General features: G+C 69.2%; 16 protein-coding genes. 5 read left to right on the forward strand and 11 right to left on the reverse strand.

All coding sequences use genetic code 11. The annotated features are described in order from the left end of the window. Positions 1–449 precede the first annotated feature (449 nt). Positions 450–1388: a methionyl-tRNA formyltransferase gene (locus AW272_RS04555; protein ID WP_066361250.1), complete on the reverse strand. Its 939-nt coding sequence runs from the start codon at positions 1386–1388 to the stop codon at positions 450–452. 92 nt (positions 1389–1480) lie between these two features. Between AW272_RS04555 and AW272_RS04560 the strand changes: the two genes are divergently transcribed. Then, a complete protein-coding gene (locus AW272_RS04560) occupies positions 1481–2761 on the forward strand; it encodes a lysine N(6)-hydroxylase/L-ornithine N(5)-oxygenase family protein (RefSeq protein WP_066362465.1) in 1281 nt (426 codons plus the stop codon). A 263-nt stretch (positions 2762–3024) separates the two neighbouring features. Here AW272_RS04560 and AW272_RS04565 read toward each other — a convergent pair whose 3' ends face one another. Then, the gene (locus AW272_RS04565) at positions 3025–3978 is read right to left on the reverse strand and encodes an AraC-like ligand-binding domain-containing protein (protein WP_066361251.1); all 954 of its coding nucleotides are present in this window, start codon (positions 3976–3978) and stop codon (positions 3025–3027) included. A 95-nt stretch (positions 3979–4073) separates the two neighbouring features. Here AW272_RS04565 and AW272_RS40325 point away from each other — a divergent pair, with 95 nt between their 5' ends. Further along, positions 4074–4706 carry an ATP-binding cassette domain-containing protein gene (locus tag AW272_RS40325; protein ID WP_083958009.1) on the forward strand — a complete coding sequence of 211 codons (633 nt, stop codon included), beginning with the start codon at positions 4074–4076 and terminating at the stop codon, positions 4704–4706. A 439-nt stretch (positions 4707–5145) separates the two neighbouring features. Here AW272_RS40325 and AW272_RS04575 read toward each other — a convergent pair whose 3' ends face one another. Both AW272_RS04575 and AW272_RS04580 read right to left on the reverse strand, forming a co-directional pair. Beyond that, positions 5146–5544 carry a type II toxin-antitoxin system VapC family toxin gene (locus AW272_RS04575; protein ID WP_066361255.1) on the reverse strand — a complete coding sequence of 133 codons (399 nt, stop codon included), beginning with the start codon at positions 5542–5544 and terminating at the stop codon, positions 5146–5148. 3 nt (positions 5545–5547) lie between these two features. Beyond that, positions 5548–5793, reverse strand: coding sequence for a type II toxin-antitoxin system Phd/YefM family antitoxin (locus tag AW272_RS04580; RefSeq protein ID WP_066361257.1), 246 nt, complete (start codon positions 5791–5793; stop codon positions 5548–5550). Between the two features lie 308 nt (positions 5794–6101). Between AW272_RS04580 and AW272_RS04585 the strand changes: the two genes are divergently transcribed. From AW272_RS04585 to AW272_RS04595, 3 genes are read left to right on the forward strand one after another with little or no spacing between them, the layout of a single operon-like run. After that, positions 6102–7514, forward strand: a complete 1413-nt coding sequence (locus tag AW272_RS04585; protein WP_066361258.1) for an amidase — start codon at positions 6102–6104, stop codon at positions 7512–7514. A gap of 44 nt (positions 7515–7558) precedes the next feature. Further along, positions 7559–8296, forward strand: a complete 738-nt coding sequence (locus AW272_RS04590) for a DUF427 domain-containing protein (RefSeq protein ID WP_066361259.1) — start codon at positions 7559–7561, stop codon at positions 8294–8296. Continuing rightward, a complete protein-coding gene (locus AW272_RS04595; RefSeq protein ID WP_066361260.1) occupies positions 8293–8850 on the forward strand; it encodes a formylglycine-generating enzyme family protein in 558 nt (185 codons plus the stop codon). The genes AW272_RS04590 and AW272_RS04595 overlap by 4 nt, the downstream gene beginning before the upstream one ends. On the opposite strand, the gene AW272_RS04600 is transcribed toward AW272_RS04595, so the two are convergent. The 7 genes from AW272_RS04600 to AW272_RS04630 are packed head-to-tail and all read right to left on the reverse strand — an operon-like array spanning position 8828 to position 15136. Continuing rightward, positions 8828–10111, reverse strand: a complete 1284-nt coding sequence (locus tag AW272_RS04600) for a hypothetical protein (protein ID WP_066361261.1) — start codon at positions 10109–10111, stop codon at positions 8828–8830. The genes AW272_RS04595 and AW272_RS04600 overlap by 23 nt on opposite strands. Continuing rightward, a complete protein-coding gene (locus AW272_RS04605; protein WP_066361263.1) occupies positions 10111–10455 on the reverse strand; it encodes a YajG family lipoprotein in 345 nt (114 codons plus the stop codon). Before AW272_RS04605 ends, AW272_RS04600 begins: the two co-directional genes overlap by 1 nt. 11 nt (positions 10456–10466) lie before the next feature. Next, positions 10467–11378, reverse strand: a complete 912-nt coding sequence (locus AW272_RS04610) for a copper resistance CopC family protein (protein ID WP_066361265.1) — start codon at positions 11376–11378, stop codon at positions 10467–10469. Beyond that, the gene (gene eboE, locus AW272_RS04615) at positions 11375–12526 is read right to left on the reverse strand and encodes a metabolite traffic protein EboE (protein WP_066361267.1); all 1152 of its coding nucleotides are present in this window, start codon (positions 12524–12526) and stop codon (positions 11375–11377) included. Before eboE ends, AW272_RS04610 begins: the two co-directional genes overlap by 4 nt. A 1-nt stretch (position 12527) precedes the next feature. Then, a complete protein-coding gene (locus tag AW272_RS04620) occupies positions 12528–13385 on the reverse strand; it encodes a TatD family hydrolase (protein ID WP_066361268.1) in 858 nt (285 codons plus the stop codon). A gap of 3 nt (positions 13386–13388) precedes the next feature. Next, a complete protein-coding gene (locus AW272_RS04625; protein WP_066362466.1) occupies positions 13389–13991 on the reverse strand; it encodes an EboA domain-containing protein in 603 nt (200 codons plus the stop codon). Beyond that, positions 13988–15136, reverse strand: coding sequence for an inositol-3-phosphate synthase (locus AW272_RS04630; protein ID WP_066361270.1), 1149 nt, complete (start codon positions 15134–15136; stop codon positions 13988–13990). The genes AW272_RS04625 and AW272_RS04630 overlap by 4 nt, the downstream gene beginning before the upstream one ends. Between the last annotated feature and the right edge of the window lie 70 nt (positions 15137–15206).

A 15206-nucleotide genomic window follows, 5' to 3' on the forward strand; every position in this document is an offset into this window, starting at 1 on the left:
ACGAAACCTTTGGGATCGATCAATCCCACATCTTCCCCCAAGAGAATTACCGACTAAGAGCCCCTAACAAAAGAGCTTCGCTGAACTCGGCGCTGGTACGGCGCAGGACGACGGAGCCTTGCCAGGCGCTGGGGCATTCCGTTACGCCTTCTAAGACGCAGAACCAACGAAAACGCGAAAGCTTAGGCGAAAATCCCTTCCGCCGTCTCAGCGGAAAGTGCGTACATCACCCACTAGCAGCGCAATTCGGCGTCAGTGCAGTCGCTGAACCACGCACGTAGCCCCGCATCAAGCGATGGGCCCCGCTGCTCAAGCGTTTTAAGGTCATACCTTCAGACATCACCACGCAACATCCGTCCGCAGCCGGAAGTGGTGGGGCTGATGGCACTGTCCGCCGTCGGCTTCGCCGTCTCTCGGCGTCCCCCTCCACATATCCCTCGGGCAGCGCGTCAGCCGAGATAGCCGCCCATCGCGCGGAAGTAGTCTGTCGCCGCGAGTTCGGTGCCGTCGTCCAGGCGCACCTTTTTGATCACGAGCCCGTGCCGCCGCCCCGACCGCGCATCAGCCCCCGCCACGATCACGATCCCGTCGCCCTCACGGATGAACACCCGTCCTGGAGTCCCCCCGTAGAACCCTTCCGAGACACCGGCTTCCAGCACCCGCACCCGCTCGCCCTTGTAGGAGGTGAAGGCGTTCGGATAGGGGTCCGACTGCGCCCGTACAAGGCGCTCCAGCTCCTCCGCCGACCACGTCCAGTCGATGCGGCTGTCCTCGATGGCGCGCTTGTGGAAGAAATTCGCCTGCGACCGATCCTGGGGCGTCCAGACCGCCTGGCCTGACTCGATCAGGTCCAGTCCTTCGTGGACGATCGGAGTGATCAGGTCCACGGTCGCGAAGAAGAGGTCCGTCGCGGTGTGGGTGGGCAACACTGGCACCGAGCGCTGGATCAGGATGTCGCCCGCGTCCAGGTCCTCCGTCATGCGGTGCGCGGTCACGCCCACCTCGGGCTCACCGTTGATCAGCGCCCAAATAATGGGTGAAAATCCGGCGTATTTCGGCAGCAGTGAATCGTGAACGTTGAGGGTCCCGTGCGGTGGGAGGTCGTAGATCTCCGGGGGGAGCCAGGTCCGCCAGTTGTTGGCCACGATGATGTCCGCCTGCGCGTCCTTCACCGCCTGAAGTAACTCCGGGTCCGTCGGGCGGTTGCGCAGCAGCACCGGCACGTCGTGCTCGGCGGCCAGTTCGGCCACGCTGTCGTCCCAGATCTTCTCGTACGCGTGGTCGCTCTTCGGATGGGTCACCGCCAGGACGACCTCGTGCGATGACTCCAGCAGCGCCTGGAGGGTGCGGTGCCCCCAGGTCTGGTGTCCGAACATGACGACCCGCATGGTTGGGGCTCCCTCTCTGTCGGCCAATATTGCAAGGTAAGGCTAACCTTATTTACCATACGAGCGACAAGGGAGGCGATCGCGTGACCACGATGGTCTACGACGTTCTGGGGATCGGTTTCGGGCCATCGAACCTGGCACTGGCCATAGCCATCGAGGAGCACAACGCGCAGGCCGCGCCATCGGACCGGATGGCCGCCGCCTTCCTGGAGAAACAGCCGCGCTTCGGCTGGCACCGGGGGATGCTCATCGATGACGCCACGATGCAGGTCTCGTTTCCGAAAGACCTGGTCACGATGCGGAATCCGGCCAGCGAGTTCAGCTTCCTCTGCTACCTGCAGGACAAGGGCCGCCTGGTCGACTTCCTGAACCAGAAGACCCTGTTCCCCCTCCGCGCGGAGTTCCACGACTACTTCGAGTGGGCCGCCGCGCGGATGGCCCACGTGGTGACCTACTCCGCCGAGGTGACCGCGGTGAAGGCGGTCAAGGAGAACGGCGAGATCCGCTACTTCGACGTCATCACCGCCGACGGCCAGGTCCACCGGGCCAGGAACCTCTCGGTCGCGGTGGGCCTGGAGCCTCATCTGCCGCCCGGCACCGTCCTTTCTGACCGGGTATGGCACACCAGCGGGCTGGTCCCGAAGGTGGCCGAGAAGGTGGCCGGTGGCGCCGGGATCACCCGCGCGTTGGTACTCGGCGCCGGTCAGAGCGCCGCCGAGGCGGTCGACTACCTGCACCGCACGTTCACCGACGCCGAGGTCTGCGCGGTGTTCGCCAAATACGGCTACACGCCCGCCGACGACAGCCCGTTCGCGAACCGCATCTTCGACCCGGAGGCGGTCGACGTCTATTTCACCGCCCCCGCCGAGGTGAAGCAGTCGCTCGTCGACTACCACCGCAGCACGAACTACTCCGTGGTCGACATGGAACTCATCCAGGCCCTGTACGCCACCATGTATCGCGAGAAGGTGCACGGCCGCCAAAGGCTGCAGATGCTCAACGTCTCCCGCATCCGCGACGTCGAGGAGGGTCCGGATGGCCTGACGGTCACAGTCCAGTACCTCCCGACCGGCGAGCAGGTCACCATCGAGGCCGACGTCCTCGTCCACGCCACGGGCTACCGCCCCCACGACGTCGCCGCGTTACTCGGCGAGGCGGGCAAACTCTGCCTCCGCGACGACGAGGACGCGCTCAAGGTGAGCCGCGACCACCGCGTCCAGTTCGCCTCCACTGTGACCGCCGGCGTCTACCTCCAGGGCGGCACCGAACACTCCCACGGCCTCACCTCCACCCTCCTGTCGACGACGGCGATCCGAGCGGGCGAGATCCGCGACTCCGTCCTCGCCCACCGCACAGCAGTGGCGACGTACTGAAGACCGACACGCACGCCGTGCGGCGAGACGCAGCCCGGGGCTCCCCGCTGCGCTGCGAAAGCCGCCAAATGAGATGGGCCAGGTCGCGACCTCCGCGCTGGCCCACAGCGGCGAGGAACCGACATGCGATCCAGGTCGCGGAGGCGGCGGGAGGTGCCGCCTCGCCATCGCGCCGAGCATCATCGAGAACTCGCCGGTTGTCTTCCACGGCGAGCGCTCGACCCCAGCGCACGCGATCCCGGTCGGGCAGGGAGGTCCGTGTCTCAGTGTTCGGCTGAGGCGTTTCGGTAGTCGCGGGGGGAGAGGCCGTAGGCCGCTTTGAAGAGGCGGCTGAAGTGGGAGGCGTCCGGGAAGCCCCACTGCGCGCCGATGGCGCTGACCGGGCGGCCCGGCTGGTGCGGGTCGCGCAGGTCGCGGACACAGCGCTCGAGGCGGCGTTCGCGGATCCAGGCCGCCACCGTCGTGCCCTCGGCGTTGAAGAGCTTGTGGAGGTAGCGGGTGGAGATGTGGTGGGCGGCCGCGACTTGGGCCGGGTCGAGGCCGGGGTCGCCCAGGTGACCTTCTATGTACGTCGTGATGCGCAGCAGCATCGCCCGGCGGGCGGCGTCGGGGTCGGCAGGGGTCGCGTCCAGGCGGGCGGCGAGCATGGTCGCGATGAGGTCGACGACGTTGGCGGCCAGGCGGGCGCCGCCGCGGACCTCCACCTCGTCGAGTTGGGCCGCCAGGCGGAGCAGGAAGGGGGCGACCAGGGCGCCGATGCCGGTGTCGCTCGGGATCGAGGTGCAGGAGAGCAGATCGACACGGTCCTGCGACAGGCCGAGCATCGTGCGGGGGAACATCAAGACGACCAGGCGCGTGGGTTGGTCGAAGTCGAGCGAATAGGGGCGGTCGGTGTCGTAGATGGCCATCTCGCCGGCGCCGATCATGACCTGGCGGCCCGACTGCTCCAGCCGGGCTCGGCCCTTCACGAACAGGCCCAGCTTCAGGCTGTCCGAAGGGGCGGAGGAGACCAGCTTGGGGGTGCGGCGGGCGGCGTGGGCGGTGGTGTCGACGTCGATGACGTCGAGTGCGCCCAACGTGGTGGCGCGGAGTTTTCCCTCGAAGCGCTTATCCGGGAAAACCGCCTCAAGCGGTACAAATGCCGTGGAAACTACGTCCTGCCAGAAATCCTGGCGCTCCTTGGCCGGGACGCCCGCGGTGTGGGCCGTATAGGGCATGGGAGAAACCTTGGGATCCCGGTGCGCTGTGCGTCAAGTCGTGTGCCGTTAGGTACAAGACTTAATCATCGGGAAAAATCCAGAATTGGCGGCAAATGAACGCCGTACTGGAAGTCACCGCCCTGTCCGCCGGATATGGCGAGACGCGCGCGATCCGCGCTGTCACGATAAGGGCTGAGCAGGGCGAACACCACGCGATCGTCGGAACGCCCGGCTCGGGGAAGTCCACTCTGCTGCGCACAATCGCCGGGCTTCACCCGGCGTCCAATGGGACGATCCGCCTCAATGACATCGACATCACCCGAGAACGGCCAGAATGGCGGAAAGCTCGGGGATTATGTCTCATGCCGCAGGATCATCGATTGTTCACCTCACTGACCGTGGAGGAAAATCTCCAGGTCGGCACGCATTGGGCGGCCTCGGGTCCGTGGACGCTCGGCCGGGTCTATGAGCTCTATCCCTCCCTGAAAGAGAAACGACGCGCCCTCCCCGGAGAACTGACCCCCGGAGAACACCAGGCCACCGCCATCGGCCGGGCGCTCATGGCCAACCCGCGCATCCTGCTCCTCGACGAGCCCTCCGACGTGGAGTCCCTCGACGGCCTCACCGAGGAGGGACTCGCGATCGTGGTGACGACCGAGGAGGCGCCAGACGGGGCCGGCTGGGTCCACCGACTGGTCGACGGCGCGGCCACGACCACACGCACAGCGGCCAGGTGCCGCCGTTGACGGCAGGACTCCCCCGATCGACATGTCCGCGAGTCCCACGTGCTGCGGCGCGGGGTCGTCTACAGCGCCTGGTCGGCCCTTGAACCCCACATCCCGAAGCGGCCCCCCACTGCGGCCAGGGCAGCAGGCTGTCGCCTACAGCGCCGGCAATCGACCCTTGAACCGCAGGGCTCGAAGCCGGTCCCCGCGAGGTCGCCCGCCGCGCCTGTCGTCGGCCCTTGAACCGCGGGGCTCGAAGTCGGCCCCACACGCGAGGTCGTCCGCGCCTGTCGGCGGCCCTGGAGCCGCATATCCCGAAGTGGTCCCACATGCGGCGGGGCTCAGGAGGTCGGCCGCTGCGCCCGTCGTCGGCCGTTGAGCCGCCGCAGGCCCGCTCACGTCTGGCCCGGGGTTGCCCACCCGGGCCAGACAGGACTGCAAGACCCCCGACGAGGCGCCGTCAGTCCTTGAAGGGATCGACGACCGAGACTCCTGTGCCGAGGAAATCCCGGACGTTTCGAGTGGCCAGGGTCCAGCCGTGTACGCGTGCGGTGGCCGCGAGCAGCCCGTCGGCGAAGGGCAACGGCCTGATGGCGCTCAGGCGGCCCCACTCCTCCGCGACCGCGTCGGAGACCGGTGCGATACGGTCACCGAACTGTCGGCGGAGGCCGTGGAGCCGGCGTTCCATGCTCGCCGCCTTGACGGGGTCACGCTCTCGGCATCGCTCGATTCCGGCCCGGATCTCCCCCAGGGTCAGCACACTTATGTGCAGGTCGGGGCCGTGCACCGTGTCGAACCACAGAATGCCGTTGCGCTTACGGGCCTCGGAGACGACGTCGGTGCCGAGGAGACACCCCATCGGTCAGAAGTCGATCTCACGCGGCAGGGAGCGATCCCGGGGGAACTCGATGTCGTCGTCCCAGGCGGGGTCCTCGAGCAGGTAACTCTTGAGATCCGGGGCCGCGCCCTTGAGCCGGTGGTATTCCTGGATGCCGACCACCACTGCCACCTCTTCCCCGTTCCGGGTGACCACCAGCGGACCCTCGAGGTGGGCGCGGCGGACGACCTCGCTGAACTGCTGCTCGGCCTCCTGCAACTGCCAGGTCATGATCGCCTTTCTGTCCAGACTGTCCAGACACAAGTCTGACCCGAAAACCCGGTCGACAACGGAGAACGGCCGCTGCCAGCATGGCCCCATGTCGCGAGCGTAAGTACACCTCGATCACCTGACAGGGGCGGTCCCCCGGAGCCCTCGGCCCGGTGTGTGGATCATCGCCTCTGTTCCGGCTGTCTCAGTTTCGGCGGCGCGCCGGCTTGGCCGTGCGCCGCTCACCCGTTCGGGCCGTGATGGCCGGCGGAAGAAGCCAATGTGATCGTTGTGACGGCGTCCAGGACGCCGAAAAGAGGACTCTTCACGTGGAGATCCACGAATACGCAAGCTACGACGCCATCGGGCTCCGGACGCTGATCAGCGCCGGTGAGGTCACCAGGGAAGACGTCGAGGACGCGGCCCGGCGCGCCCTCGACAAGGCCGACGACGACCTCAACGCCCTGGCCCTGCCGATGTTCACGCCGGCGCTAGACCACGCCGAAGACGGACCGCTCTCCGGGGTGCCGTTTCTGATCAAGGATCACGGCCCCGTGGCCGAGGGGGTTCCGTTCTCGCTCGGGAGCCGGGCCCTCAACGGTGTCACCGCTCGGCACGACAGCGACCTGATGGCCCGCTTCCGGGCCGCGGGGCTGGTCACTCTGGGCCTCACCACGGTCCCGGAGATGGCCATCAGCTTCTCCACCGAGTCGGTCAAGCACGGGCCGACCCGCAACCCCTGGGATCCCGAGCGCGGGGTGGGCGGATCCAGCGGGGGCGCGGCCGCCCTGGTCGCCGCCGGTGCGGTGCCCATGGCCCACGGCGGCGACGGGGCCGGGTCCATTCGGATTCCGGCCTCCTGCTGCGGGCTGGTCGGGCTCAAGCCGAGCCGGGGACGTGTCCCGTGCGGGCCCGACATGGGGGAACCGATGCTCGGGATGGCCTACGAGTTCGGCCTGACGCGCACCGTCCGTGACGCCGCCCATCTCCTGGACGCCGTCCACGGCCCGGGTGTGGGCGACAAGTACACCGCGCCACCGCCGCACGGCCGGTACGCCGAGGAGATCGGACACCTCCTCGGGCGGCTGCGCGTCGCGGTGACCACCGAGGCCTGGTCGGGCGCGGTGGTCGACGGGGAAGTGGCCGGCGCTGCGCTCGCGGTCGGGCGGGTGCTGGAGGAGATGGGGCACGTCGTCGCCGACGCGAGCCCGGTGGTCGACCCGGACGCCGTCATGCGGAGCATGGTCGCCGAGGCGGTGGCGATCGCGTCGGCGCTGCTGCTGGCGCCCAGGCAGCCCGATCCGGGCCGGATGGAGGCCGTCTCCCGGCGGCTGCTGGAGGTCGCGAGGGAGTACAGCGCGCTGGACATGATGGCCGCGTTCGGGGCGCAGAACCAGGTGACGCGGTCGGTGGCCGGGTTCTTCACCGGGTACGACCTGCTCGTCACGCCGACGCTGGCCCGGCTGCCGGCGCCGCACGGCACGCTGCGCTACGACGACCCCGATCACACCCTGACGAGCTGGCTCACGTCGATCTTCGACTACGGCCCGTTCACCATGGTGTTCAACGTCTCGGGCCAGCCCGCGATCAGCCTCCCGCTGGGTCACAGCGCCAGGGGGCTGCCGATCGGGGTGCAGATCGCGGCCGCCTACGGGCGGGAGGATCTGCTGTTCCGGATCGCCGCCCAGCTGGAACAGGCGATGCCCTGGAAGGACCGGACTCCCCGGCTCTTCGTCGGATGACAAAAGGGTGGAATATCGATTCCGCCGGGGAGGTTGCCGCCGGTATGACGACAACCAGAGGCCGCGTCCGGGTCGAGCCGACGGCCAAGCGAGTGCGTGTGTATCTCGGGGGCCTGCCGGTGGTCGACACGACGTCGGCGCTGCTCGTGTGGGAGAACCCGTCCTACCCCGCCTACTATTTCCCGCTGAACGACGTCGTGTCCGGGACGCTGAAGGAGGCGGGGAAGGGGCCGCACTCGCCCTCCCGGGGGGACGCCAGTCTCTACACCGTCACGTCCGGCGGCAAAGAGGCGACCGCGCTGGCCTACACCGACTCGCCGATCGAGGAGATCCGCGAGTACGTCCGGTTCGACTGGGACGCCATGGACGCCTGGTTCGAGGAGGACGAAGAGGTGTTCTTCCACCCGCGCGACCCGTACACGCGGATCGACATCCTGCCGTCGTCGCGGCACATCCGGGTCGAGGTCAACGGGGAGACCGTGGCCGACTCCAAGAACGGGCGGATCCTGTTCGAAACGGGGCTTCCGGCGCGCTACTACCTGCCGAAGACCGACGTCCGGTTCGATCTGCTGGAGGCCACCGACACGGTCACGCACTGCCCCTACAAGGGGTCGGCGGAGTACTGGACGGTGAACGGGGTCAAGGATCTCGCGTGGTCGTACCGGACGCCGCTGCCCGAGAGTCAGAAGATCGCCGGGCTGGTCGCGTTCTACAACGAGAAGCTGGACATCTACGTCGACGGTGAGCTGGAGCCCCGGCCGAAGACCAAGTTCTCCAAGTGATCGAGATTCCCGGCGGGGTGATCCTGCTCCGTGACGAGGCCACCAACACCGGGTGGACGGTCGAGATCGAGCCGTTCCTGCTCGCCGCCCACCCGGTGACCCGGGAGGAGTTCCACGGCGCCCCCGGTGACCGCCGCCCGGTCACCGACGTCTCGTGGCACGACGCGCACGACTACTGCGAGCGCCACGGCTTCCGGCTGCCGACCGAGGCCGAGTGGGAGTACGCCTGCCGGGCGGGCTCCCGCGACGACCGCTACGGCGACCTCGACGCCATCGCCTGGCACGGCGGTGAGGTCCGGGAGGTCGGCCTGAAGGAGCCCAATTCCTGGGGTCTCTACGACATGATCGGCAACGTCTGGGAATGGACGTCCGACCTCTACGACCCGGAGGTCTACGGCGAATACCGGGTGTTCCGGGGAGGCGGCGCGCACGACGGGCCGAAGGCGCTGCGGGCGTCGTGCCGCCGCAAGAGCCACCCCACGTTCAAGATCGACGATCTCGGTTTCCGGGTGGCCCGGTCAGTGAACCCGCCTATGCCGCGAACAGGAGCATGAGCCCCGTCACCGTGTAGACGACCATCAGGACCAGCAGCGGCACCTGGCCCGCCACCGCCGTCCGCCGGGGGAACAGCACCAGGGCCCGGTCATGGGCCAGAGCGGTGCCCAGGATGTGGCCGATGACGATCAGGGTGACCTGGAGCATGGCGATGGCCGCCGGGGTCAGGAAGGCCGACTGGAGGGTCCATCCGGCCGTGCCGAGCCAGTTGGCGCCGGTCACCAGCGGGTCGGAGAGCAGGGCGAGGGTGCGCTGGCCCTCGTACAGGAAGAGCGTGAAGTAGTGGGCCAGGATGTAGCCGATCGCGATGGGCACGATCGAATGGGCGATCTCGCCCGCCGTCTGCCCCTGTTCGCCCATGCCGCGCCGTCCGGCCAGCCTGGTCGCCAGCACGTACGCGCCCAGCACGAGCAGGATCACGGCCAGCAGGCCGAGGGTGCCCAGGACGGGTGAAGGAAGGTCGTTCTCCTGGACGAATCTGACCCAGACCGGCGCGTTGGAGAAGCTGTCGTACATGGTCGAGCCGAGCAGCACGATGACCAGCGAGGTCAGCCCGGGGGCCGGGCGCAGGGTCGCCATGCCGTCGAGGGGGTTGCGCCAGACCAGCACGCCGTCGTCGCGCCGCGTGATGGGTGAGAGCCGACCGGCCAGGTCGCTGTAGACCTCGAACGTGTCGCCCTTGTCGAACCACTGCACGCCGTAGACGAAACCACCGGCGAGCATCGCGAGGGCGTACAGACAAAGCCACGCCCCGATGACGGGCAGCGTCACGCGCCCGGGGGCGACCAGCTCCAGCCAGACGAAGGCGAGCAGTCCGGCGGCGGCGGGCCAGTAGCCGAGCTTCTCCGGCAACGGACGGAGCGAGCGCTCGCCCCGGACCAGGAGCACGACGGTCCGCAGCGGGTTGAACAGGCGCCACACACCGCCGAAGATCAGCGACAGCGGCACCAGACCGACCCAGAACAGGACGTAGACGACGCCGGCCGTGGGGTTGTCGGGGTCGTCGGGGCCGAAGAAGCCGATCAGGAAGTAGGCCGTCGCGACCAGGCCGACCGCCCGCCACACCCACTCCGGGACCCGCCACTGCAGGAACCTCGGCAGCGGGCGCGCGTCGTCGAGGCCGACGCCGAGCCGGGGCTCCCGCCAGAGGAACCCCAGCGCGGCGAACGACACCACGAGGCAGATGACCGCGCCGATCAGGGCGGCGGAGAAGGGGATGGGCAGGTCCTGGCGACCGCCCACGCCGTGAGCCAGCAGCATCAGCTCACCACGAGCTGGAAGAGCTGGAGGTTCTGGTCGTGCGTCTCCACCTCGAACAGGCCGGTCGTGTCGGCCAGGAACGAGATCACCGAGGGGTGGTTCGGCAGCAGGGTGGCGGCCTTGTCGTATCCGTGGACGTGCGCCTCGTCGGCGACGTCACTGGTCACGGTGATCTTGATGCCCTGGTTGAGGCCGACCTCGATCCGGCCGGGGGGCGGGGTGACCTTCTTGCCGGAGATCGTGATGGTGATCTCCTTGATCGGGCCGACCGCCGCGGCGGGCCCGCCGGTGGCGCAGCCCGTCAGGGCCAGGACCGCCACGATCAGCGCGGCAACGTATTTCATCGGTTCTCCAACTAACGTTTCTTCGCGCTGACCTTGCGCGCGGCGGATTGCCCGGCGTTTCCGGATTTATCCGCCTTCGCGGAGGCCGTGGATTGACCGGCCTTGCCGGGCTTGCCCGACCCACCAGGCCTGCCCGACTTGCCGGGTCCTCCGGGCCTGCCGGACTTACCCGGCTTCTTCGTGTTCTTGGCCGGTGGACGTCGCATCGCCCGCGCCAGCAGGAAGACCACGCCGATGCCCAGAACGACCGGGATCAGCCACACCAGCGGGCTGTCGTCCCCCGTGGCGGGCGCCGCCACCGGGGTGGCGGCCACGCTGGGCGCCGTCGACGGGAGGGTCTGGGTGGACGTGGTGGTGTCCGTGCTCGGCACAGCCGCCGGCGCCTTGTCCGCCTCGTGCGCCGCCTCGATCGCCGCGAGCAGCCCCGGGTCGGGGCCGTGGGTCGGCGCCTTCCAGCCCGAGGGGGCCTTGGTCGGCTTGCCGGCGTAGGTGAACTTCACCTGGCCCTTGACCTGCTCGCCGTCGCTGGCGATGGACAGGTAGTCGACCGTGTACTCGCCGACCTTGGGCCAGTAGGCCACCGGGACCTCGGCCGAGTAGCCCTCGTGGTAGAGCCGGGGCTCCCACTTCCCGTCCACCAGGAACAGCTCCGTGACCGGCTCGTCGAGGCGTTTGGTCGCCCCGACCAGCCACGGCTCCTCGACGCGCTTCCCGTCGGGGCCGGTCACGGTGAAGTGGGCGTTGCGGGGAGGGGCCTCGGTGAACCACAGCGTCAGCGTCTGGACCGGGTCGGCGAGGGTCCCGCCCTTCTCCGGGGTCGACTCGACGAGCTGGCCGTGGGCGGACGCCGGGCCCTCCAGGAGGACGGTCGTCGCGCCCAGGCAGAGCACCGCGATCAGCAACCGGGCCAGCCATCTCGTCATCGGGACACGTCCTCCAGTCCGAGCGCGACCAGGCGGTCGCGCGTCCAGGCGAGCTCGGCGGCGAGGCCGGCCACCAGGCCCGCGTCTCCCTGCGGGCGGCGGTCCTCGGGGAGCACCTGCCAGGTGTAGGTCTCGACCTCCACGTGGTCGGTGATCGCCCTGGGCCCGCCGAAGAGAGCCTCCAGCGTGCTGTTCAGCACGCCGCTCGTGCTCGACAGCGGCGGCTCGGGGTCGGCGTGCAGGGGCAGGTGGAAGTGCACCCGCCACGCGTCGTCCCCGGGCAGACCGGCGAGCGCCTCGTCGAGGTCGTCGACCGAACCGCCGCCGCGCTCCCGCGTCTGGTGCAGGAACCGCTCCTCGTGGAAGGCGGCCAACTCTTCGAAAGCGTCGGCAGGCTTCTCGACGTGCAGAGCGCAGGACGCCTGGGTCTTCACCACCGGCAGCCCGGCGGCCTCCAAGCGGGCCAGCGACTCCACGGGGTCCTCGAACTGGACGGCCAGGTGACAGACGTCCAGGCAGACGCCGAGCCAGTCGTGGTCGAGCGCGGCGAACTCCTCGCACGCCTGCTCGATGGTCTCCACGACACAGCCGGGCTCGGGTTCGAGGGCGACCCGGATGGTCCGGCCGGTGGAGGCGGCCAGCTTGGACAGCCCCTCGGCCAGTTCGGTCAGCCTCGTCCGAGCCTGGGCCGCTCGTGAGACATCCCAATCGGTACGCCACGCCAGCGGCAGCGTCGAGACGCTCCCCCGCGCGGCGTCCTCCGGCAGCAGCCCCGCCAGCACCGACGCGCAGTCGAGCGTGTAGCGCAGCCGATCCTGCGTGGTCCAGTCGGGGACGTACACCTTCCGCTTCACCACCGGGTCGTGGAACCCGCGGTAGGGGAAGGCGTTGAGCGTCACGACCTCGAGACCCCGGTCCGCGAGCTCGCGGCGGAGCCGGGCCACCTGGGCCGGATCCTCGACCAGGGCCGTCGCGACGTCGCGGGCCAGCCACAGGCCGAGGCCCAGGCGGTCGACCCCGAGGGCCTCCCTGACCGGCTCGCCGAAGCGGGCGAGCTGGCCCAGGACACCCTCCAGGCTCTCGGCGGGGTGGACGTTGGTGCAGTAGGCCACGTGCACCGTCGACCCGTCGGGATGGCGGAGCCGCATGTCAGGCGTCCTTGCGCACGCCGCGCAGCACCGAGTTGCCCTCGAAGGTCTCGTCGGTCTTCAGGTCCGAGAGGTCGAGGCGGCCCGACTGGGCGTAGAACTCGACCGGGTTGCGCCACAGGACCTTGTCGACGTCGTCGGGGCTGAATCCGGCGGCCAGCATCGCGTCGCCGGTCTTGCGGGTCTTCAGCGGGTCGCTGCGGCCCCAGTCGGCGGCCGAGTTGACCAGGATCTTGTCGGTGCCGAACTCCTGGAGGATGCGGACCATGCGGTCCTCGTCCATCTTGGTGTCGGGGTAGATCGAGAACGCGGCCCAGCTGCCCGACTCGACGACCAGCTTCACGGTCATCTCGTTGAGGTGGTCGACCACGACCATGCCGGGCGCGATGCCCGACTCGCGCACGACGTCGAGGGTCCGCTTGGTGCCTTCGAACTTGTCGCGGTGCGGGGTGTGGACCATGATCGGCAGCTCGTGCTCCTTCGCCAAGTCGAGCTGACGGGTGAAGGCCTCGTCCTCCTCCTTGGTCATGGAGTCGTAGCCGACCTCGCCGACCGCGACGACGCCGTCCTTGGCGAGGTAGCGGGGCAGCTCGTCGAGCACGTCCATGCAGCGAGGGTCGTTGGCCTCTTTGGGGTTCAGCGCGATCGTGCAGTGGTGGCGGATGCCGAACTGCGCGGCCCTGAAGGGCTCCCAGCCCACGAGGCTGTCGAAGTAGTCGAGGAAGGAACGCACCCCGGTGCGCGGCTGGCCCAGCCAGAAGGCGGGCTCGACCAGGGCGCGCACGCCGGCCTCGTACATGGCCTCGTAGTCGTCCGTCGTCCGCGACGTCATGTGGATGTGCGGGTCGAAGATACGCACGGGCTAGGCCTCCTGGTCTACGAGGTTGAGCACGAGGTGCACGTCGTCGGGCACCACGCGGCCGGCCGCCTCGCGTTCCTTGGCGAAGTCGGTCAGCATGCGGGCGAGCTCGGCGTCCGCGCGGTCGGCGAGATTCGCGACCGCGGCCAGGGGGACGCCGACGAACACGCACTTGAGCACGCCGTGCCGCCAGCCCTCGTCGTCGAGGTGGGCGGCGGCGTAGGGGCCCATGGCGGCGGCCACGAGCCGGGTGTCGTTGGTGCGCAGAGCGTCGCGGATCAGCGGCAGCCCCTCGTCACCGAGGCCGAGGAGCGGCAGCGCGCGCAGCACGGCCCGCTTCTCGGCGTTGTCTCCTTCTGTGTACGCCCTGGACGCCGCCGCCGCCTTGGGTCGCGGCAGCGCGTCCAGCAGCAGGGCGCGGGCGGCGTCGTCGGCCGTCCAGCCGGTCAGACCCGGCAGGTCCCCCCGGCCGACCTTGCGTCCGGCGGCCGGGAACAGCACAGCCAGCTTGTTCGGGTCGTCGGCTATGCGGGACCGGGATTCGGAGAGCCACGCCTCGGCCTCGGGGGTGAGGTCGAGGGCGGCCCGCAGATCGTCGGGCGTCATCGCGTGGCCCACTCTCGCAAGGTGTCGTACTGGGCGAGCAACCGGTGCTCGTCGGTGCCGACGGGGTCCTTGAAGAAGAAGCCGAGCGGGGTCAGCGCGCCCGACTCGCCCTGCGCGTGGGCCCACGCGGTGAACCTGGCCAGGTCGAGCACGAGCGGGGCGGCCAGCGCCGAGTCGCAGCCCTGCCAGGTGAACTGCATCGTCATCCGGACGCCGAGGAAACCCTCGAACAGGATGTGGTCCCAAGCGGTCTTCCAATCGCCCAGGTCAGGAACGTAGTCAATGTGGACGTCGCCCCCGGCGGAGTACCCGAGCATCTTCGCCATGCCCCGCTGCTTGGAGGCCGTCTTGCTGGCCGCGGCGGCCGGGTCGGCCAGGGTGGCGCCGTCGCCGCCGCCCAGCAGGTTGGTGCCCGACCACGACAGGACGCGCAGCGCCCGCGTGGTGAACATCGGCGCGAGCGCCGAGCGCATGAGCGTCTCGCCGGTCTTGCCGTCGCTGCCCGCGTACGGGACGCCCCGCGACTTCGCCAGCTCGTCGAGCGCGGACAGACGTGCGCCCGTCGACGGGGTGAAGTCGATGAAGGCGCATCCGGCCTCGAAGGCCGCGTACGCGTACACGGAACTGGGCGGCAGCACGTAGGCGTCGGTCTTCATCGCCTTCGAGAGCGCCGTGAGATCGTCGTGCTCCGGACGATAGGCACTCGGGGGTTCGGTCGACGACACGTTGATCACGACCACCCGGTCGAGCCCGTTGCGTTCGCGGAAGCTCACGATGTCGGCGGCCAGCCGCTCGACGACCTGGGCCTGCGGCACCGCGTCCTCGACGTGGACGCCGTCGCGGATCTCCGCCTCGACGGCCGTCACCTCGGACAGCACCGCCGACGCGATGTTCCCCGGGACCACTCCCGAACTGGTCAACTGCTCCACGCGCTTGGCGAGGGGCGTGGCCACGACGTCGTGACCGCCGAACACAAGCTCCCCGAACGCGGGTAGCGGAAGCTGTGCGAAGTCCGGCAGTTCCGAGACCAGGCCTACCGGGGCGGTAAGCCCTAGACGCACCGCGGCGGCACCCGCCATCGCGGTGGTCGCCACCGAGCCCCTGACCCCAACGAACCAGACGCCTGTCCGACTCTGCTTCACCATCACCGGCTTCCCTTTCGATATATCTCCGGAAGGGACGGCTTGAGGAGGTCGGATGATTGCCGGCCTACGG

Source organism: Herbidospora mongoliensis (genome assembly GCF_001570545.1).
In the GTDB taxonomy this organism is placed as follows: domain Bacteria; phylum Actinomycetota; class Actinomycetes; order Streptosporangiales; family Streptosporangiaceae; genus Herbidospora; species Herbidospora mongoliensis.

Excerpts from the sequence above, each read along its gene's own strand:
- AW272_RS04555 (WP_066361250.1), bottom strand. The coding sequence starts at position 1,388 with ATGCGGGTCGTCATGTTCGGACACCAGACCTGGGGGCACCGCACCCTC.
- AW272_RS04560 (WP_066362465.1), top strand. The coding sequence starts at position 1,481 with ATGGTCTACGACGTTCTGGGGATCGGTTTCGGGCCATCGAACCTGGCA.
- AW272_RS04565 (WP_066361251.1), bottom strand. The coding sequence starts at position 3,978 with ATGCCCTATACGGCCCACACCGCGGGCGTCCCGGCCAAGGAGCGCCAG.
- AW272_RS40325 (WP_083958009.1), top strand. The coding sequence starts at position 4,074 with ATGAACGCCGTACTGGAAGTCACCGCCCTGTCCGCCGGATATGGCGAG.
- AW272_RS04575 (WP_066361255.1), bottom strand. The coding sequence starts at position 5,544 with ATGGGGTGTCTCCTCGGCACCGACGTCGTCTCCGAGGCCCGTAAGCGC.
- AW272_RS04580 (WP_066361257.1), bottom strand. The coding sequence starts at position 5,793 with ATGACCTGGCAGTTGCAGGAGGCCGAGCAGCAGTTCAGCGAGGTCGTC.
- AW272_RS04590 (WP_066361259.1), top strand. The coding sequence starts at position 7,559 with ATGACGACAACCAGAGGCCGCGTCCGGGTCGAGCCGACGGCCAAGCGA.
- AW272_RS04600 (WP_066361261.1), bottom strand. The coding sequence starts at position 10,111 with ATGCTGCTGGCTCACGGCGTGGGCGGTCGCCAGGACCTGCCCATCCCC.
- AW272_RS04605 (WP_066361263.1), bottom strand. The coding sequence starts at position 10,455 with ATGAAATACGTTGCCGCGCTGATCGTGGCGGTCCTGGCCCTGACGGGC.
- AW272_RS04610 (WP_066361265.1), bottom strand. The coding sequence starts at position 11,378 with ATGACGAGATGGCTGGCCCGGTTGCTGATCGCGGTGCTCTGCCTGGGC.
- eboE (WP_066361267.1), bottom strand. The coding sequence starts at position 12,526 with ATGCGGCTCCGCCATCCCGACGGGTCGACGGTGCACGTGGCCTACTGC.
- AW272_RS04625 (WP_066362466.1), bottom strand. The coding sequence starts at position 13,991 with ATGACGCCCGACGATCTGCGGGCCGCCCTCGACCTCACCCCCGAGGCC.
- AW272_RS04630 (WP_066361270.1), bottom strand. The coding sequence starts at position 15,136 with ATGGTGAAGCAGAGTCGGACAGGCGTCTGGTTCGTTGGGGTCAGGGGC.